Annotated in this window: 18 protein-coding genes; 7 read left to right on the top strand and 11 right to left on the bottom strand. The window is 60.4% G+C overall.

Going from position 1 to position 19,248, the window contains the following annotated elements:
* From H6650_08960 to H6650_08930, 7 genes are all read right to left on the bottom strand, one after another.
* Window positions 1-177 (bottom strand): hypothetical protein (locus H6650_08960; GenBank protein MCB8952127.1); only part of this gene is annotated, 177 nt, incomplete at its 3' end.
* Between the two features lie 96 nt (window positions 178-273).
* Window positions 274-609, bottom strand: a complete 336-nt coding sequence (locus tag H6650_08955) for a hypothetical protein (GenBank protein MCB8952126.1) — start codon at window positions 607-609, stop codon at window positions 274-276.
* A gap of 1 nt (window position 610) precedes the next feature.
* Window positions 611-1,534, bottom strand: a complete 924-nt coding sequence (locus H6650_08950; protein MCB8952125.1) for an RHS repeat-associated core domain-containing protein — start codon at window positions 1,532-1,534, stop codon at window positions 611-613.
* Window positions 1,535-1,578: 44 nt separating this feature from the next.
* On the bottom strand, window positions 1,579-1,836 hold the full coding sequence (locus H6650_08945) for a hypothetical protein (GenBank protein ID MCB8952124.1): 258 nt from the start codon (window positions 1,834-1,836) through the stop codon (window positions 1,579-1,581).
* Between the two features lie 64 nt (window positions 1,837-1,900).
* On the bottom strand, window positions 1,901-2,308 hold the full coding sequence (locus H6650_08940) for a hypothetical protein (protein MCB8952123.1): 408 nt from the start codon (window positions 2,306-2,308) through the stop codon (window positions 1,901-1,903).
* A 115-nt stretch (window positions 2,309-2,423) separates the two neighbouring features.
* Window positions 2,424-3,446, bottom strand: a complete 1,023-nt coding sequence (locus H6650_08935) for an RHS repeat-associated core domain-containing protein (GenBank protein MCB8952122.1) — start codon at window positions 3,444-3,446, stop codon at window positions 2,424-2,426.
* Window positions 3,433-7,116: an RHS repeat protein gene (locus H6650_08930; protein MCB8952121.1), complete on the bottom strand. Its 3,684-nt coding sequence runs from the start codon at window positions 7,114-7,116 to the stop codon at window positions 3,433-3,435. The genes H6650_08935 and H6650_08930 overlap by 14 nt, the downstream gene beginning before the upstream one ends.
* A gap of 292 nt (window positions 7,117-7,408) precedes the next feature.
* Here H6650_08930 and H6650_08925 point away from each other — a divergent pair, with 292 nt between their 5' ends.
* Entirely contained in the window at window positions 7,409-7,699 is a 291-nt protein-coding gene (locus tag H6650_08925; protein ID MCB8952120.1) for a hypothetical protein, read from the top strand.
* A gap of 124 nt (window positions 7,700-7,823) precedes the next feature.
* Here H6650_08925 and H6650_08920 read toward each other — a convergent pair whose 3' ends face one another.
* Both H6650_08920 and H6650_08915 read right to left on the bottom strand, forming a co-directional pair.
* Window positions 7,824-9,050 carry a glycosyltransferase gene (locus tag H6650_08920; GenBank protein MCB8952119.1) on the bottom strand — a complete coding sequence of 409 codons (1,227 nt, stop codon included), beginning with the start codon at window positions 9,048-9,050 and terminating at the stop codon, window positions 7,824-7,826.
* A 46-nt stretch (window positions 9,051-9,096) separates the two neighbouring features.
* Complete coding sequence (locus H6650_08915; GenBank protein MCB8952118.1) at window positions 9,097-10,209, bottom strand: glycosyltransferase family 4 protein; 1,113 nt, start codon at window positions 10,207-10,209, stop codon at window positions 9,097-9,099.
* A 304-nt stretch (window positions 10,210-10,513) separates the two neighbouring features.
* Between H6650_08915 and H6650_08910 the strand changes: the two genes are divergently transcribed.
* From H6650_08910 to H6650_08885, 6 genes are all read left to right on the top strand, one after another.
* Window positions 10,514-11,758 carry a hypothetical protein gene (locus tag H6650_08910; protein MCB8952117.1) on the top strand — a complete coding sequence of 415 codons (1,245 nt, stop codon included), beginning with the start codon at window positions 10,514-10,516 and terminating at the stop codon, window positions 11,756-11,758.
* A 95-nt stretch (window positions 11,759-11,853) separates the two neighbouring features.
* Complete coding sequence (selB, locus tag H6650_08905) at window positions 11,854-13,731, top strand: selenocysteine-specific translation elongation factor (protein MCB8952116.1); 1,878 nt, start codon at window positions 11,854-11,856, stop codon at window positions 13,729-13,731.
* 20 nt (window positions 13,732-13,751) lie between these two features.
* Window positions 13,752-14,663 carry a hypothetical protein gene (locus H6650_08900; protein ID MCB8952115.1) on the top strand — a complete coding sequence of 304 codons (912 nt, stop codon included), beginning with the start codon at window positions 13,752-13,754 and terminating at the stop codon, window positions 14,661-14,663.
* Window positions 14,664-14,666: 3 nt separating this feature from the next.
* Window positions 14,667-16,202: a B12-binding domain-containing radical SAM protein gene (locus H6650_08895; protein ID MCB8952114.1), complete on the top strand. Its 1,536-nt coding sequence runs from the start codon at window positions 14,667-14,669 to the stop codon at window positions 16,200-16,202.
* 99 nt (window positions 16,203-16,301) lie between these two features.
* Window positions 16,302-17,759: a B12-binding domain-containing radical SAM protein gene (locus H6650_08890; GenBank protein ID MCB8952113.1), complete on the top strand. Its 1,458-nt coding sequence runs from the start codon at window positions 16,302-16,304 to the stop codon at window positions 17,757-17,759.
* Window positions 17,759-18,595 carry a methyltransferase domain-containing protein gene (locus H6650_08885; GenBank protein MCB8952112.1) on the top strand — a complete coding sequence of 279 codons (837 nt, stop codon included), beginning with the start codon at window positions 17,759-17,761 and terminating at the stop codon, window positions 18,593-18,595. The genes H6650_08890 and H6650_08885 overlap by 1 nt, the downstream gene beginning before the upstream one ends.
* A 37-nt stretch (window positions 18,596-18,632) precedes the next feature.
* Here the strand turns inward: H6650_08885 and H6650_08880 are convergent, their stop codons facing one another.
* Both H6650_08880 and H6650_08875 read right to left on the bottom strand, forming a co-directional pair.
* Window positions 18,633-18,968 (bottom strand): DUF5615 family PIN-like protein, encoded by a 336-nt coding sequence (locus tag H6650_08880; GenBank protein MCB8952111.1) that lies wholly within the window; start codon window positions 18,966-18,968, stop codon window positions 18,633-18,635.
* On the bottom strand, window positions 18,940-19,242 hold the full coding sequence (locus H6650_08875; GenBank protein ID MCB8952110.1) for a DUF433 domain-containing protein: 303 nt from the start codon (window positions 19,240-19,242) through the stop codon (window positions 18,940-18,942). The genes H6650_08880 and H6650_08875 overlap by 29 nt, the downstream gene beginning before the upstream one ends.
* Window positions 19,243-19,248 lie beyond the last annotated feature (6 nt).

The following is a 19,248-nucleotide window of genomic DNA, read 5'->3' as shown; positions in this document are numbered from 1 at the left end:
AATGCCCGGCAGATAATACCGCGCGTTGTAGTAGATGAGTCCGAGGTCGTCGTTGTGCTGCTGCCCGGTGTAGCCGCGGTCGGTAAAGGTTTGGGTGGGGGCGGTGCGGTAGGCGCCGAAGGGAAGGTAGCGGGCGCGGCTGCCACTGACCATGCCGCCGTTGCTGCTGTAGCTCATGACGCTGTTGCTGCCGATATGGTCGGCATGTAAATGCAGCAGGTTGTTGGTCTGGCTGGGGATGACCTGCCGTACAGCGACAGCTTGCCCATGTTGTCAATGTTCCCAATCACCACAGACCCTTTCTATAATTGCCTCCGCTATTGTTTTGGGGCCGTCCGTAATGTATAAAAGCGTTCCCTGTTCAAGCCTTGGCAAAACCATGTCGGGCGCAAAAAAATGCAGCTTTGCTTTATGCTTAATAATGGTTTTCAATGGTTGGGTCAATGGATAGTAGATCACTACACTGAAAAGAGCCTCTTGGGCATCTTCCGCAAGCCTGGCAGTTGCTGCAAACCTTTCCGTTCCAGGTGGAGGCATTACACGACCAATTTCCTCTTTCCTCTTCCACCGGATGAGTGCAATTGCGTGAATCCTGTGCTTTTGGTTCATATCACCTCTCCAGTAGGAAGTTTATTATACTTTCGTTGAAATGTTCCAAAACATCATCGCTCGCAGCGCGAGCGTTAGCAATGCCGTCAAGATTTTTTACGATGAACATCTGGTCGGCAATGTCCTTGGGGACGATTACATTTACCACTTCAAACTCATCAAACATCCGGGATCCCCACTCTTTTGCCCCTTCGAGGGTTTCCGAAAACCATTTGGTGTCCATTGATAGTCCATCTGGATGTGGACGAAAGATACCTGTGTGCATAATATCATCTAATTCGCCTGGACTCACAGCCCGATAAAGCGTGACAGTATCATCCGCCCACCCCCCTTGGGCAATAGGCAAGGCCGCGAACAATATTGTGGCACCGATCTCTTCACCACTTATTTCACCTGAAAAGATCTCTTTGCCGGTCAATACCCAATCCAGTGGTTCAGATATAAAGCCGGCAGCGGTTCGGAATACTTGCACCCAAAAATCCGAATGATCTAAATCGGCAAGTTGAGTAGGAATCCCTTCCTCTGCAAAGCCGGCACCAATGATGTAACTGGCGGTACTGCTTTGGGTAGGATAGTAATCATCTGTCCCCGATGCACAGGCCCCTTGATCCATCCCTGGCAGATTACTACTATCGCAAGCAATGTGGCCTGTAGGGTCTGTCAAAATGAGCGGATTGTTGAGAACGTAGGCGTATCGGTTGAAGGCTTGGGGGTTTGCGGCATCCGGCACAACCGTATCCGCGCTCACAAACCGGGCGATGCCGGGCAAATAGTAGCGGGCGTTGTAGTAGATGAGGCCGAGGTCGTCGTTGTGCTGCTGGCCGGTGAAGCCTCTATCTGTAAAGGTTTGGGTGGGGGCGGTGCGGTAGGCACCGAAGGGGAGGTAGCGGGTGCGGCTGCCGCCGACCATGCCCCCTGTCAACATCGGTTAAGAATGTCCTCATTTCATCGGGTTAAAATGTCCACTTTTTATCGTTCAATGTGTTCCTTCGCCGCCCATAAATACACAAGCACATGACCGTCAGGAAAGGGATTGACCAGCTCATGTGACCACCGCCCATCACGCATCAGTTTCGTTTCATAGACACCTCCTTTCCCTTCGACGGTGCTTATTTCTAGCGTGGGCGTGGGCGTGGGCGTGGCGGCGGGCTGGTAGAGGGACCAGAAGGTGAAGGGGGTGGACCAGTCGCTGTCGCTGCTGCAATCCGGGGTGTAGCACGCTTTCACGTTCCAGGCATAGTTGCCGCCGGGGATGAGGTTGAGCCAGGGGACGGTGTAGATGGTTTCGATCTCAATGAAATACAGCTTCTCCTTTTGCCTGTCGAAAACGAAACCAGAGCCATAGGCTTACAAGTGCAATGCCCATTGACATGAATAGCAGAAAGGAACAGCCTGTCTTTTGTGCAGGAAGGCACTGTGCGTGACCCATGTTCAGCGTACAGAGCCAACCATGTAAAACACGAGTCAGATAGAACACAGCCATTGTGTTTATAAACAAAAGAAAATCACCAGTGACTGACATCCTACCTTTTATAACAATGTAGGTTTTCAGTAGTGCATACCATCCCCAGAAAAATCCTGCAAACAGTGTTAGCGGTGCAAAATTCAAACGACATAGAACTGCTAATGTAGCACTTGCGCCAAGAACATAAGCAGCAAATGATAAAAAGACCAAAGGAATTTTATGACCTTCAGACATAATTGCCTCAATAAGAACTCAAACCAAGAGTACATCCAGGCGACCACGTTGTTCATGAATAAGCCAGTTGCTTGAGTAATCAAACATCCTCACAACAGATCGCACCTCAATTCCCTCATGGCTCATTCCACCTATCAATCTCACTGTTTAACCATTCCTCCAGCAGGTCCGTAGCCGTGTCAATTGTACCTTGTGCAAGAGCTTGAAGAAGCGTTTGCGTTTTCTCTGGAGTAAGTGTCACCGCCCTGCCACTGATGATTGTTTTCATCTGCACACCGCCTCCAACCACTGGTTCAAATTTAATCATGGACACATGCGGTTGAGAACCTTGCCACGGGCGAAGGCCCGAAAGGCTTTTGGACAAAGCGTTGTTTAACCCTTCTCCTGCTGCGGCAAAAAAAGCTCCAGCCACGGCATCCATTACGAACTCGTCAGTGGACAGCAAACCTGCTGCAATAGCATTGTCAAGAAATCTTTGACCATCTATCCCCATTCCGCTAAATAGTGAAGCAACTTCAGTTGCTGAAGCTTCGGCAAGTGTACCCGTTTGTCCACCCACGCCGCCACCAATAAATCCTCCCACTGAAGATACAGTAAGACGGGTTAACAAACTGCTTCCCGGACCAGCTAGAGATGTAATTGGCGCAGCAATCCCTCCCCCTATACCTCCTGATACGGTTGCTCCAGTAACACTCCCCCAATCCACGTTTTCTTTGTACACTGCCTCAAAAAAGGACATGCCTTTTTCAATATTCTCGTGAACTTGTACACTATAATCTACAATTAAACCAATTCCAGCGCCTAAAGCAACAGCTATACAGATAGCGGTGTCTATCCCAAAAATGCAGTGTCCAGAGGGGTCTGTGTACATAAGAGGACGGTTTTCAGCATAAGCGTAGCGGTTGAATGTCTGGGGAATGCCGGCATCCGGCACAATCGAATCCGCGCTCACAAACCGGCCCACGCCGGGGAGGTAATACCGCGCGTTGTAGTAGATGAGTCCGAGGTCGTCGTTGTGCTTCTGGCCGGTGTAGCCGCGGTCGGTATAGGTTTGGCTGGGGGCGGTGCGGTAGCCGCCGAAGGGGAGGTAGCGGGTGCGGCTGCCGGCAACCATGCCGCCACCGTTATTGTAGCTCATGACGCTGTTGCTGCCGAGGTGGTCGCTGTGCAGGTGCAGCAGGTTGTTGGTCTCGCCGGGGATGACCTGGCGCACGGCGACGGCCTGTCCGGCGAGGAAGTAGGTGCTGCGTTGGGTGATGGTGTAGCCGCTCTGGATGCCGCCGCCGTTGCCGCCGGGCGCTTGTGGGCTTTGTGGGGTGGGGGTGGGGGGGATGGGGTCTTCGTAGGTGAAGGACCAGGCTTCGGGCCAGGGGCCGGCCTGGACGCAGTCTTCGTCCGCGCAGGAGCGGGCGCGCCAGGTGTAGCTGTCGGGGGGGAGGAGCAGCCAGCCGGTGTCGTAGCTTTCGGCGGCGATGATGAGGATGATGGGGGATTGGTTCTGTCCCGTTATCTCCACCTGGTGCGCCAGCCGGCGGTGAGGACGTCGCCGCCGGGAGCGCAGGGGTCTGCCCACATGAGGGTGGGTGGTTCGTTTCTGCGTGGAGCCGTCGGGCGGCTCTTGCAGGGCGGTGGGGCATTCGTAGGGGGTGGGGCTGGGGGCGATGGTGCGCCACCGGGTGTGGGGGTGGCGGTGGCGGCGGGCGGGGTGGCGGTGGGTTGGTAGAGGTAGGAGAAGGTGAAGGGGCGGACCAGTCGCTGCTGTCGCCGCAGGTGAGGGTGTAGCACGCTTTCACGTTCCAACTGTAGCTGCCGCCGGGGATGAGGTTGAGCCAGGGGCGGTGGTGCTGGTCTCCGCGGTGGGGATGGTGATGCCTTGCGGGCAGGCCGTCGCCGCGAATGTTGAGGGTGTAGCGGACGGCGGCGGCGCAGGGCTGCCAGGAGAAGGTTTTGACGAGGGCGATGCCGCCGTTGAGGGGCGAGGTCAACGCTGGCGGACAGGCGGGGAGGGGGGTGGGAGTGACTGTCGGCGTGTGCGTGGCTGTTGGCGGCGGGGTAGCGGTGGCGGTTGGCGGCGGAGTAGCGGTGGATGATGGGGTGGGCGTGTGGGTGGGCGTCGGGGTATGCGTAGGGGTGTTGGTTGGGGTGGGGGTACGCGTAGGGGTGTTGGTTGGGGTGGGGGTGCGAGTGGGCGTGTTGGTTGGGGTAGGGGTACGGGTGGGCGTGGGCGTGCGGGTGGGCGTTGGGGTGCGTGTGGGGGTGTTGGTGGCGGTGGGTGTGGGTGTGGGGGGGAGGGGGATGTGTTCTTCTTCGTATTGGGGGAAGGGGGAATAGGTGATGCGCCCGTCGGGGTGGATGGTCTGCACGCGCTGGCCGGCGGCGTCGTAGAAGAATTGGGTGGTTTGCCCGCCGGTGGTGACGCTGATGAGGCGGTTTTCGCTGTCGAATTGCTGGCTGTAGTTGCCGGCACTGTCGCTGCGGTCTATCATGTTGCCGTGGGCGTCGTACGCGAACTGTTGGCCGCCGCTGGTGGCGATGACGGCGTCTTTTTTCACGGGGTGGTAGGTGTAGCTGGCGCCGTCGTAGTTGCTGATGTTGCCCAGTTTGTCGTAGGCGATGTCGTGGTCGTAGGGGTCGACGGCGGCGGGGGGCGTCCAGGCGTGGGTGAGCCGGTTGCGTGCGTCGTACTCGAATTCCTGCTTTTTGTCTGTCGCCAACAGATTATCGACGATTTGGGTGATGTTGCCCACGGGGTCGTATTCGTAGGTGAGGGAGAGGAGGTCTTCTTTGCCGGGCAGGGTGGCGGTGTGGATGCTTTGCAGGCGGAAGTTGGCGTTGCCGTTGCTGCCGGTGGCGCTGTAGTAGGTGAAGAGGGTGTCCCGCCCGTTGCCCCGCGCCAGGGTGGTCATCTGGCCGCGCTGGTTGTAGGCGATGTTGGTGATGATGCCGTTGGCGCCGGCGGTGAGGGTGTTTTCGCCTTCCTGGTCGTAGGTCGTCTGCACGAGTTCGCCGTCGGGGTAGACGGTGGTCAGGGGGCGGTCCAGGTTGTCGTAGACGGTCACGGCCAGGGTGAAGGCGTGGCCGTCAATCGTGCGCGTGTGGCCGGTGAGGCGGCCGCGTTGGTCGTAGCTGAAAGTCTCGTAGTTGTTGACCGGGTCGGGTCCCCAGCGGATGGCGGCCGGTTTGCCCAGGCCGTTGGCGGCGGTGTCGTATTCCGTCGTGGACAGGTGTTGGGGGCCGCTGGCGGCGGGGTTGGCCGGGCAGGGGGTAGTTGGGCTGGGATCGCTGGTTTTGTGGCGCAGGCGATTCAGGTTGTCGTAGTAAAAGCAGAGGGCGACGTGATCGGCTGTGCCGGGGTTGGCTTCCTGCCGCAGGAGGTTGCCGTTGGCGTCGTAGGTGTAGGTCCAGTAACCCATGTCGGCGTCGGTCATGTCGGTTTTGCGCCCCAGGGTGTCGTAGCTCATGCTGTTCTGGCGCAGCAGGTTGCCGGTTCCGGCGTTGAAGGCGTCGTAGGTTTGTACTTGGGTGAGGTTGCCGGCAACGTCGTAAGTATAAACGGTGTCTGCGTTGTCTGCCAGCGCCGCGCCGAAGAACTCGCGCACCACGGAAAGCTGCCCCCAGGCGTTGGTGTAGGAGGTGATGGTGTGGCTGTTGGCGTCGGTGACCTGGACTTTGGCCAGTTCGGGCTGCGCGGCGGGGGTGATGGTGGGGAAGCCGTAGGTGGTGGTGGTGGCGCTGCCGTCGGGGGCGGTGATGTGGGTGGCGCGACCGAAGGGGTCGTATTGGGTGCTGGTGTGGTTGTAGTTGGCGCAGGTTTTGGGTTGGAAGTTTTGCGCGCCGCCGCTTTGGGGGGTGGTCTGGCAGATGGGGAGGCCGCGTCCGTCGTATGCGGTGTGGCTCCAGATGACGGTGTCGGTGCTGCCGGCAATTTCCGCGTTCAGCCGCCGTTCTTGCACGACCTGCCCTAGCCCGTTGTAGAAGCGGCGGCTGGTCTGGTCTTGCGCCGGGTCGGATGGGTCGGGGTGGGCGGTTTGGGTGATGGTTAACACTTGCGCGCCGGGGTCGTAGCTGTAGTCGGTGCTGGCTTGCAACTCGGTGGCCGCGCCGGTGGCGGGGTCGGGGGCGTAGATGTGGGTGAGGCGACCAAAGAGGTCGTATTCGTAGCGGGTCTGGGCGTTGTTGGCGTCGGTGATGGTGGCCGGCAGCCAGGGGAATACGGCGTCGTAGCTGATTTGCGTGGTTTGCGCGGCCACGTCCGCGGCGGTGGTTTGCGTTTGTGTGGGCAGACCGAGGTGGTTGTACTGTTGGAAGGTTTTGGTCTGGCGCGGCAGGCCGTCGTAGGCGCTGCCGCTGCCGTGGTAGTTGGTGTAGGTGGTCTGGTAGCTGTCTCCCGCCGACCAGTGCATGGTCCATTTCAATTGGCCCAGCGTTCCCAGGGTGGTGTCCGTGGGGTTGGCGCTGTTGTCGTAGCGGTAGAGGGTCATGGCGATTCGGTTGCCGCCGCCGCAGGCTTCGTTGCTGTTTTCGTAGGTGCTTTGCCGCAGTTGCCGGTTGACGAGCCAGTTGCTTCCGCTGACGTTGTGGGCGTAGGCGTATTCGACGCAGTGGTGGGGGGCGTTGGGCGGGTCTCCCGGTCCGTAGCTGGCGATGTTACGGTCCGGCGAGCGGCGCGGCGCGGCGGGCGGCGATGTCTTTGCCGGCTGTCGCCTGGCGCAGGCCGGGGGTCGGTGGCATGCCGGGGGGTGGGGTGAAGGGTGCCAGCAGTAGTTGGAGTGATAGGGCGAGCGCGGTGATAAGGTGAATGCCGGCACGCAAGGACAGACCGACCGTAGGGACCATGGGACTCCTCCTCCTCCTGGCTTATGGCTTTGGCTCAATTTGGCTCTTTTCTGGTAACAATGGCCGGAAGTTTAGGCCATTTGACGGCGGTTGTCAACCGTTTTAGAACATCTACGCTATTTTTTAAGGTTGGGACTTTGGGTCAGTCATGAAATCCGTTTCGCCGGCCGCGATCAGGGCGGGGCGCAGTCGTAGAGTGTGCCGGCAAAAGCGGTAATTCTTTGGGAATTCCGGGGGTACACCCATATGTGGTGGTGAGGTAGAATGGAGGCCATTTTCACAAACGGAGTAAAAACGATGCCCATATCCACCCCAGCCCAAATCAGTTTTCCCCTGGATATTCCTCAGGTTGATGTTGTTGCCACCCAACACACCCGAGATGGCAAATTCTTCATTACGGTTGAAAGTCGCCGCGAAACAACGAGATGTGGCGTGTGTAAACAAGAAATCAAATGTAACTACGGCCATGGTCAAGCCGTACACTTGCGCCATCTGCCCATATTGGGCCAGGAAACCGTCATTGTCATCCGCGTTTCAGGTTTTGGGTTAACCTGAGAGTCGTCTCTCAACCCGCCCGCCGCTCAAGCAAACGTTGAACCAAGACGTTGAACAGGCGGCTATCGGTGTGACAGATGGCACTGGCAAGCAAGAGAGAAGCGTCAATGACCGGCGAATTGTTTTACGAGATGACGCTTGCATAGACTGCTTCAAACCGCTGCACGACTTGCCGCCAGTCGTATTGCTGGGCGAACTGGCGCGCGGCGTTGCCTAGTTTCTGGCGGCGCGGGGGTTGGGTGAGGAGCGTGAGGACGGCGGTGGCGAATTCGTTGGGGGTGGAGGCGAGCATGAGGTGCTCGTTGTGCACGACGGGGAAGCCTTCCGCGCCAATGGGGGTGCTGACAATGGCTTTGCCGGCAGCCATGGCCTCAATCAGCTTCAAACGAGTGCCGCTGCCCATGCGGAAGGGCATCACGTAGACGGTCGCGCCGGCCAGGTAGGGCTGCACGCTCTCCACCCACCCCGTCATGGTCACGCCGGGCAGGTGGTAGAGCGGCTCCAGGCGGGGGTGCGGTTTTTGCCCGACCACGGCCAGCGTGGCCTGCGGGCGCGCTTCGCGGATGCGCGGCCATATCTCCGCCACGAACCAGAGCATGGCGTCTACGTTGGGGCGGTAGTCCATTTTGCCGCTGAAGACCAGGTCAAACGTAGGATAAAGGCCGTCAGGGGGCAGGTCGTAGGTGGCCACGTCGATGCAGTTGGGAATGGGGGTGACGCGCTTTTCGGGAACCAGGCCTTGCAACGTTTCTTGGTCGGCTTCGCTGACGGCCGTGACCTGGTCTGCCTGTTGACAGGCCCAGGTCTCAAACCGGCGCAGCCGCCGCACCTGAATAGACGAATACAACGCCGCCCCCCAGCGCCGCGGCTGCCGCAGGTCGGTAAGAAAAGCGCGCTGTTGCAGCGCCGCTTCTGCGTTGTGGTCGTCGAAGACAATGTGGCTGCGCGGGCTGGCCTGGCGAACAATGGGGATATAGCGGGCCAGTTCCAGCCCTTCCACCTGCACAATGTCAAAAACCTGTTGATGCAGCACCTCGCGCAGGCGGGTAGTGAAGGCGGAACTGCTCAGGCGAAAAGCCATGTCGGGTTGATCGGTGAACAGAAGTTGGCGCAGGCGTTGGGCGCGGGTGCGCGGCGGCGCGGGAATGGTGTAGACGTGGGTGCACAACTGGGTCAGCGGACCGGATGGGTCGCTGTCCAGGTGTTGGTCGGGGTCTACGAAGCTGAGAAGCGTGATGGCATGGCGCTGCGCCAGCCCCTTGATGATGTAGAAGTTGCGCAGGCTGGCGCCCTGATGGGGGGGATAAGGAAGCTGCGGCGTGAGGATGAGAATATGCTGAGAAGAAGACATGGTTGTTTCGTCGTCCCGCCGATAGGCAATGGCGGGCATGAAAGCGTCAGGTGAGCGTGCGGTAGATGTTCAGGGTGGCGGCGGCGGTTTGGGTCCAGGTGAATTTTCGCGCCTGTTGCCGGCCGCGGGCGATGAGGGATTGCCGGCATTCTTCATCCTCCACCACCCGCCGCATCGCCTCGCACCAGCCGTCTACGTCGTCGGGATCAAGGAGAATGCCGGCATTCCCCACCACTTCCGGCAGCGAGGCGCGATTACTGGCAATCACAGGACAACCGATGTGCATCGCTTCCAATGCCGGCAAGCCAAACCCCTCATAAAAACTGGGTAGCGCCAGCAGCGCCGCCGCCGCGTACAGGCAAGCCAGATGCTGATTGGGCACACCCGTCAGATGGCGCACCGCATCTTGCAAATCCAGTTCCTCAATTGTGGCAAAAACCGCCTCATTCAGCCACCCCTTGCCCCCCACCAGCACCAGGGGCAGGTCCACGCCATGCGCGTGGCGCAGCGCGTGGTAAGCCCGCAGCAGCGTGGGCACGTTCTTACGCGGTTCCAGCGTGCCCACAAACAGCAGAAAAGATGCCGGCAGCGCATACTGAACCAGCGTCGCCGCCACCTCCGCTGTCGTGGGAGGATTGGTGTAGAGAGGGTTCGCGGCCAGGTGGATGGTGGTGGCCTTTTGTGCCGGCACACCCAGCCGTTCCCGCAAATCGTGGCGCGTGTGGTGGCTGTCCGCGATGACGTGGTCCGCCCGCCGGACCGCCCAGGCGATCTGGTCCAGATAGTAGCGGCGGCTGGCGGGCGTAAGAAACTGCGGATAGTAGAGAAAATTGAGGTCGTGCACGGTGATCACGCGGCGGCGGGCGCCAAAGGCGGGTGGGATGAAATCCGGGCTGTGCAGCAGATGCAGTCGATGCGGCAGCAGTTCCCCGCCCAGCGCCCACCGCTCCAGGCGATGATGGCAGGGTGTCCACAAGGTGGCGCGGCGAAAGTTGGGCGCGCCCGGCGGCAAGTGCGTGACCCGGTCACGGCGGCTGTGCAGGATGGTGTAGGCGTTTTCCGCGTCCAAAGCGGCCAGCGCGGGCAGCAGATGCAGCACGTACTGGCTGATTCCACCCATCTGGTATGCCGGCAATCGACAATCAATTCCTATGCGCATACCCCCGATTATATGCCAGCCGCCACCGCGACGGTAATAGACGCGCCAATGAGGTGCGCCGTCCGGTTTTACCTTTTCACCTTTCCGCAATATAATGCCCTTACACAATGCAAGCCTTCCCTCACATCACTGTACGACTACCTCACCTCCTCGCGCGGCCCTCGTAACGACCGCGTATATGCCGGCAAACAACGACTGGCAACCAACTCGCAACTAATTTCCCGGAAGCTGTGTTGATGCGAATAGTGAGACACTTTTGGCCTGAATCGAGCTTCCGGGAAGGCTGATTCCCAAGGATATGCACATGGCAACGAATGCGACCATTGCCCAAGATTTGAACGAACTACGCAGTCGCCTGGAGTGGCTGGACGACGAGCGTCGCAAAGTCAATCGAAAACTGGCGGAAGTGGAGCAGCAAGTCACGCTGCAAAGAGAAGAACTGACCAAACGGGAACAACGGATCAAGGAATTGGAACGTCAGGTGACGAATCTGGCGGCGCAGTTGGGGCGGATGCCCCAGGTGGAGGCCCGACTTTCCCAGTTTAAGGACGAAATGGTGCAGATGATCGAGCAGTACGACGACCGGCAGCGCAAGGCGCAGGCGGAAGCGGAACGGCTGCGCCGCGTGGAGCATGAGGTACACACGCGGGAGATCGCGGACATGCGGCGGGAATTGCCGGCAATTGGCCGCTTGCGGCAGGATATGGATTTGCGTCAGGCGGAAGATGCGCGTCTGGCACAGCTTATCGGCACGGTGCAAAACCAGATTTCCGGCCTACAACACGAAATGGAACCGTGGCCGCGGGAGATAACCTTCGTCAACGAAACAACCCGACGCCACGCCAATCGCCTGACCGAACTGGAAACGGCGCTGCTGGAAGTGGACAAAAAGTGGGAACCCATCTACACCCGCCACGACGCCGTCGCCAATGCCGTCGCCCGTTTCGAAACGGACATCCGCGGCATCACCGAAGCGCAGGTTGAATTGCGCGACACCATTAAGAACTGGGCGGAGCAAGTCCAACTGGGTGAATATGAACGTAATCAACGAGTGGCGAGCTGGGAACGCCAGCTAGAAGAACAGCAAGGCGTGATGGCTCAATATGCCAAACAGTGGGCCACTTTTTCCGACCAGTACCAGGAAGCGAAAATGGCCGTCCAATCATTGGCTCCCTGGCAAAAACAGTTGGAACAAAAACAGCGGGAAGAAATCGAGCGGCAGCGCACGGAAGTCAACCGTATTCTCACGCAATGGCAGACATTCCAGGCGGAGTATGAGAAACGTTGGCGCAACAATGAGATCGACATGGAACAACGTCTTGCCGGCATTCATCGACGTGACAGCCAGTTTGAAGAAAAACTAACCGCCGCCGAAGAAGCCATCCTGGAAATCCGGCAGGACAAAGACATGCTCTGGCGCGTGCAGGCGGCGCAGGCGGATGCCCTCAAACAGTGGCCGCGACTGTGGATGGAAGAAGTCGAAAAAACCCTGGCCCAAAACCCCAACCGCCGCCGCCAGCCCGCCCTCATACCCGTGCGCGAAGAATAATCGGTGTCTTGCACCTACGCGGCGCGCTGGACGCTTGCCGCCCAAACCAGCCTTACATAGCTGCCTGATAGCACACAAGAATACGCCTCGCTACCATGTACGTCGTTGGAACCGCCGGCCATGTGGATCATGGAAAATCCACGTTAGTGGAAGCCCTCACGGGTATCGATCCGGATCGATTGGTCGAAGAAAAAGAACGGGAAATGACGATTGAGTTGGGTTTTGCCTGGCTCACGCTCACGGACGCTGCCGGCAACGAAGAGGAAGTCGGCGTCGTTGACGTACCGGGGCATCGTGATTTCATCGAAAACATGCTGGCGGGCGTCGGCGGCATTGACCTGGCGCTGCTGGTGGTGGCCGCGGATGAGGGCGTGATGCCACAAACGCGCGAACATCTGGCCATCCTGGACCTGCTCCAGGTGCAAAGCGGCGTCGTGGCTCTGACCAAAACAGACCTGATTGACGATCCCGATTGGCTAGAATTGGTGACCCTAGACGTGAGTGAGGCATTGGCCGGCACCGTGCTGGCGGACGCGCCCATCATCCCCGTATCCGCGCGCACGGGCGCGGGGCTGGCGACGCTGCGGCAAACACTCCTGGCACGGCTGCAAACGACGACGCCACGCGCGGACGAAGGGCAACCACGCCTGCCCATTGACCGCGTTTTCACCTTGACCGGTTTTGGCACGGTGGTCACGGGGACGCTGGTGGGCGGCAGTTTGCGCCTGGGCGACCCGGTGGAGATTCACCCAGGCGAGATGAAGGGGCGCATTCGCGGCCTGCAAACGCACCGCCGTAAACGGGAAGCGGTGCATCCGGGCAGCCGCGTGGCCGTGAATCTGACGGGAGTGGACCGTGAATCGCTGCGGCGGGGCCAGGTTCTGACGCGGCCCGGCGTGCTGCGGGATACCATTTTATTTGACGCGGCGTATCGGCATCTGGCGGATGCCGGCATTCCCCTCAAACACAACATGGAAATCAAACTATTCGCCGGAGCCGCCGAAATCGTCGGGCGCACCCGCATCCTCGGCGCACCGCACATCGAACCGGGCGCCGAAGGCTGGCTGCAAATCGCCCTGCGCGAACCGGCCGCCCTCGTGCGTGGCGACCGCTTCATCCTGCGCCTGCCCTCCCCCGGCACCACCCTCGGCGGCGGGCGCGTCCTCGATCCCCACCCCGGACGGCGACATCGTCGCTTTCGGGACGAAGTGGTCGCCCGCCTGCAAACTTTGGCTCAGGGAACGCCCGCCGAACTGCTGCTGCAAGCGTTGTCCCGCCTGGAACCGGCTCCGCTCGCCGACCTCCTCAAGCAAACCGGCCTGGACCAGGAAACGGGACAATCCGCCTGGGAAGACCTGCTGGCCGACCAGCGCGTGGTGCAGATTGGCGCGCAGTCCTTTACCGGTGGTGGTTGGCAGCGCCGCGGGGAAAGGCTCGCCGACCTGGTCACTCAATATCAGCGCCGGTTTCCGCTGCGTGCCGGCATATCGCGGGAAGAAGCGCGCAGCCGCCTGCAATTGACCACCCCGCTCTTCCAGGCACTGGTGGCGCAGGCGGTCGAGTCGGAGCAAATCGTGGATGCCGGGGCGATTCTGTACACGCCGGACCACGCCATCCGCCTGGATGCGCGGCAAGAAGCCGCCGCCACCCGGCTGCGGCAGCAGATGGACGCGGCGGGCATCAATACGCCATCGGTGAAGACGTGCAAGGCGGCACTGGGGGAGGACGTGTACGTGGCCCTGGTGGACCTGGGGCAACTTATCCCCTTGAACAGCGACGTGGTTTACGCCCGCGCCGGCTACGAGCGGTATCGGACGCGCATTTTGGACTTTCTCGCGGACCAGAAACGGATCACGGCGGCGCAGGTGCGCGATCTGCTGCAAACGAGCCGCAAATATGCGATAGCCTGGCTGGAGCACTTCGATGAACAACGGCTGACCCGACGGGAGGGAGATGATCGGGTTCTGCTGTAAATTTCAGTAGGAGAACGGATTTGGCGCACGTTTTCGATGAGGAAGATGCCGGCATAACCACCATCACGGAAGCCGTCATACGCACAGTCGCCTATGCGGACGTGTTTGATTTTCCGCTGCGGGCCGGCGAAATCCACCGCTACCTGGTCGGGCCAAAAGTCGCGGCATCCACCATCAATAATCTCCTCAGCAACGGGCATCTCGTCCCGGCGCATCTGGCGCACCAGGATGAATACTTCACCCTGCCCGGACGGGAAAATATCGTGCAGACGCGCCGCCAACGGGCCGCCGCCGCCGCCGCGCTCTGGCCGTTGACCATCCGCTACGGACAACTCATCGCCCGGCTCCCTTTTGTGCGCATGGTGGCCGTCACCGGCTCCCTGGCCGTAAACAATGCCGACGCGCACGCCGACCTCGATTACCTCATCGTCACGGCCAATGACCGCGTCTGGCTGGCGCGCGCCGCCATTATTCTCCTGGTGCGACTGGCCCGCCGCCGCCACCGGGTGGAGCTATGCCCCAATTTCGTGGTCAGCGAGCGCGCCCTCACGTTTCCGCAAACGTTGTACAATGCGCGGGAGATCGCGCAGATGGTCCCGCTGGCGGGGATGGAGACGTATGCGCGGCTGCGGGAGCGAAATGCGTGGACGGCGTCGTTTTTGCCCAATGCGCGGGGTGTGCCCGATGCCGGCATTCCCCCGCTCCCCACCAACACACACACCACCCGCCTCACCCGCCTCGCCGAACACCTGCTCGCCTCCTCCCTCGGCAACGCCCTGGAAAAATGGGAAATGCGACGCAAAATCCGCAAATTCAGCCAGCTTACCACCCCTGGCAGCGAAGCCAACTTCACCGCCGACTGGTGCAAAGGCCATTTTCAAGACCACAGCCAGCGCATCATGAACGCCTACCAACAACGGATACGCGAATAACTCATGACCCGACTGCTTTTCGGACAGGCCTACTATCTCCGCTTCGATCCTAAATTGTGGGATGCAATGCAGCCCTTTCCCCCGCTGGGCACACTCTACGCCGCCAGCTTCATGCGCCAACAAGGCTACGATGTGGCCCTCTTCGATGCCATGCTCGCCGAATCCGAGGACGAATGGGCCGCCGCACTCGATCAGCACCAGCCCGATTACGCCATCATCTACGAGGACAATTTCAACTACCTCTCCAAGATGTGCCTCCTGCGTATGCGCCAGGCCGCCTTCACCATGACGGACATGGCCCGGCAGCGCGGCATCCCCGTGATCATCTGCGGCTCTGATGCCACCGACCACGCGCAGGCGTATTGCCGGCATGGCGCCAACTACGTCCTCCTCGGCGAAGGCGAACGAACCCTGGCCGAACTGCTCCAGACCCTCACCGGTCGCGCCCCCCGCCCCCTTGCCAACATCCCCGGCCTGGCCTACCTCGATGATGACCGATTTCAACAAAACCCGCGCCGCCCCGACATCCGCGCCCTGGACGACCTCCCCTTCCCCGCCTGGGACCTGGTGGACGTGCCCCGCTACCGCGCCATCTGGCAGCAGCGGCACGGCCACTACAGCATGAACATGGTCACCACGCGCGGCTGCCCCTACCACTGCAACTGGTGCGCCAAACCCATCTGGGGACAGCGCTACAACAGCCGTGGCCCGCAAAACGTCGTCGCCGAGCTGAAATGGCTAAAACAGACCTACCAACCTGACGCCATCTGGTTCGCCGACGACATCATGGGACTCAAACCCGGCTGGTTAGAGCAGTTTGGCCGCCTCGTCGCCGCCGAGAACGCCCAAATCCCCTTCAAATGCCTCAGCCGCGCCGACCTGCTGCTACGCGGCAACACGATTGAGGCCCTGGCGCAAGCGGGCTGCCACATCGTCTGGATTGGGGCCGAATCCGGCTCCCAGCCAGTCCTCAACGCCATGGAAAAAGGCACCACGGTCCAGCAAATCTACGAAGCCAGCGCCCGCGTCCATCAAGCCGGCTTCAAAATCGGCTTCTTCCTCCAGTTTGGCTACCCCGGCGAAACCCGCGCCGACATCGAAAAAACGCTGCAAATGGTCCGCGACTGCCGGCCCGACGACATCGGCATGTCCGTCTCCTACCCCCTGCCGGGGACCAGCTTCCACGAGCGCGTCAAAGATGAATTGGGGCGAAAACAAAATTGGGTGGATTCCAGCGACCTGGAAATGCTCTACGCCGGCCCCTTCGCCACAGAATTCTATCGCCAACTACACACCGTCCTCCACAAAGAATACCGCGCGCGCAAAACGTGGCGCGCGCTGCGGTCGTTGGCACGCCAACCACACCAATGGCGTCCCACACACCTGCGCCAGGCTGCATCCATGCTCTACCACACAACCACCCTGCCCCTGGCCCGCCGCCGCCTGAACCATCTGGAAAAGCTGCCGCACCAGGGCGTCAAGGCGCTCCCCCCAGGGATGGACCTGGAAGCCGCCGCCACGCCCTCGCCGCAAAACTAACACCGCCAAAACCGCCACCGCCAACCAAAAAACCGGGTTTCTATTGGTGCAGGACACCAATAAGAAACAAAAACCCGGTTTTTTACACCGACCAAACCCATGGACATCCTCCTAACGCACGGTTACTTCATCGCCGAAGACGCGCACGAACAGAAAATCATGAAGCCCTACCCACCGCTGGGGCTGCTGTACGTCTCCTCCCACTTGAAATCGCGCGGCTTCGCCGTTGAGGTTTACGACAGCACCTTCCACTCCCTGAGCGATTTCGCTGAAATGGTGCGCCGGCGCCGCCCCGCGCTCGTGGGCATCTACTGCAACCTGATGACCAAGCACAACGTGCTGCGCATGATCGCCCTCTGCAAACAAGCGGGCGCCACCGTCATCCTCGGCGGCCCGGAACCCGTCTCCTATGCCGACGCCTATTTGCGGCACGGCGCGGACCTCGTCGTCAGCGGCGAAGGGGAACTGACGCTGGAGGAGTTAATCCCGCATCTGGCGCGCCACGGTCTGGCGCAATTGGCGCAAATCGACGGCATCGCCTTCCTGGACGACGCCGACCAGGTACGGTTTACGCCGCCGCGCCCGCAGATCAAAGACCTGTCCGCGCAGCCGTGGCCGGATCGGGATGCCATCGACATGCGGCTGTACCTGGATACGTGGCAGACACACCACGGGCAAAGCTCTGTCTCCCTCATCACCGCGCGCGGCTGCCCATACACCTGCACCTGGTGCAGCCACACCGTCTTCGGCCATACCCATCGCCGCCGCTCCGTCACCGATGTGGCGGACGAGGTGGCCTGGATCAAGGCGCAGTACAATCCCGACCTACTCTGGTATGCTGATGACGTACTGACCATCAACCCGCGCTGGTTTCTCGCCTATCACGCGGAGCTGAAGAAGCGGGGCCTGCGCCTGCCATTTGAGTGCATCAGCCGCGCGGACCGCCTGAACGAGGATATGGTCAACGCCCTGGCGGAAATGGGCTGCTATCGCCTCTGGATTGGTTCGGAGAGCGGCTCGCAGCGCATTCTGGACGGCATGAAGCGCAAAGCGGATGTTGCGGATGTGCAGCAAAAGACACACATGCTGCAAGCACGGGGCATTGAGGTCGGCATGTTTATCATGCTGGGGTACGATGGCGAAACGGTTGCGGACATTGAAGCGACGACGGCGCATCTGAAGGCGGCCAATCCCGACGTTTTCCTGACGACGGTGGCTTATCCAATCAAGGGCACGGCTTACTATGAGACGGTGCAGGATCGGATTGACACGGACCTGGCGTGGGAGGCGCGCACCGACCGCGATTTGCGCGTCTTGGGGCGGTATTCATCCCGTTTCTATGACCACGCCACGCGCTGGATGGTGAATGAGGTGCAATTGCACAAGGCACGGCTGGCGGGCGAGCGGAATGTGCTGCGTCTGGCGAAGCTGTTTCTCAATGCGCGGCGGGGGCGGTTGGGCATGTGGTTGACGCAACGGGAGCGGGAAGGGCAAGATGGCGAGCCGGCCAGCGGGCGCGGTTGGGCGGCGGAGCAGCGGGCGACGGATGCGTGGTGATGGGGGACCAGGAGCGTGTTTCTTCGGTGGCGGCGGCGTTTGACGCTTTTGCCGGCACATACGACGCCGACTTCACCCATACCCACCTGGGAAAAATGCTGCGCGCGCGTGTGTGGCAACTGCTGGCCCGGCACTTCCAACCCGGCCAGCACATCCTCGAACTCGCCTGCGGCACGGGTGAGGACGCCGTATGGTTGGCGCGCCACGGCCTGCGCGTCACGGCCACGGACGCCTCCCCCGCCATGTGCGCCCAAACCATCGCCAAAGCGCGGCAGGCCAACTTATCCGATCAGATAGACGTGCGCCCCCTCTCCTGGCAAGACCTATCGCGCCAAAACAATCTGCCACCCGGCCCCTACGACGGCCTTCTCAGCAACTTCGGCGGCCTGAACACCACGGACCGGTGGCCCTCCCTGGCCGCCGCCATCGGCCAGCTTATTCGTCCCGGTGGGCGTGTCATCCTTGTGCCCATGGGTCCCTGCTGCCCCTGGGAAATCGCCTGGTACGCAGCGCACGGCCAGTTCCGCGCAGCCCTGCGGCGGCTGCGCGGCCCGGCCACGGCCCGCATCGGCCCCAGCAAAATCCCCATCTGGTATCCATCGTTGCGCACTCTGCAAAGCCATTTCCGCCCCTGGTTCCGCGTCGTGGAACGGCACAGCCTCGGCCTCTGGCTGCCCCCCAGCTACCTGGGACACCTGGTAACGCGCCAACCCGACCTTTTCGCCCGCCTGAATCGGCTGGAACGCGCCACCGCCCGCCTCACCGCCCCCGCCGGCGACCACTACATCGTCGTCCTCGAACGACGACCCGGCAATGAGACCGGAAACCAACATTAGTTGGAGCCGGCACTTATTGGGGCGGATTGCTTGCTGGTCAGAGGTATTCAACGTGGTTTTCAAGCTCGGCAGGAGAGTATACAAAGCAAATCAGTTCCAGCTTTTTCACCCAATCCCCCATCGAGTTGTCTTCCTGAACGCCAAATACGATTCCAGCGTGCGCGATGCCGCTTGCCGCAAAGCGCAGGAAATCCATGTCAGATGTGACCAAAACGCGGCCAAGGCGTGTCGCTCTCTCCAGATGGCTTTCGTCAGACTCGCCCAACTGCCCTAGCTCACGAACAGAAACAGCATCAATGCCACGTAGTTTGAGCTGTTCCGCAACTTTCGGGCTTATATTCTCATCAAAATAGAGACGAATGGCGGCTTCCAACCCGTGCCTGCTTCATTTCCTGGGCCAACTGACGCCGTTCGTTAATCGAGGCATCAATAGCCAGTTTGTTATCGTAGTAATAGGCCAATGCCGCGTAGATCTGAGAGAGAGAGAGGCCATAATCAGCCGCAATCTCATCTGGCTCCAAACCCTGGACGATTTTGGCGATGACGATGACGGACACTTCTATGGAAGTGCCGGCAATACATGGCCGTCCACCGCGGATATTGGGATCAATAGAAATCAAGTTAATGCTTTGTATGATTGCTTGCATCCTTGT

The sequence above is a fragment of the Ardenticatenales bacterium genome (assembly GCA_020634515.1).
GTDB lineage: Bacteria > Chloroflexota > Anaerolineae > Promineifilales > Promineifilaceae > JAGVTM01.
The sequence above is the reverse complement of the archived record's forward strand: the minus strand, read 5'-3'. Positions and strand labels throughout refer to the sequence as shown.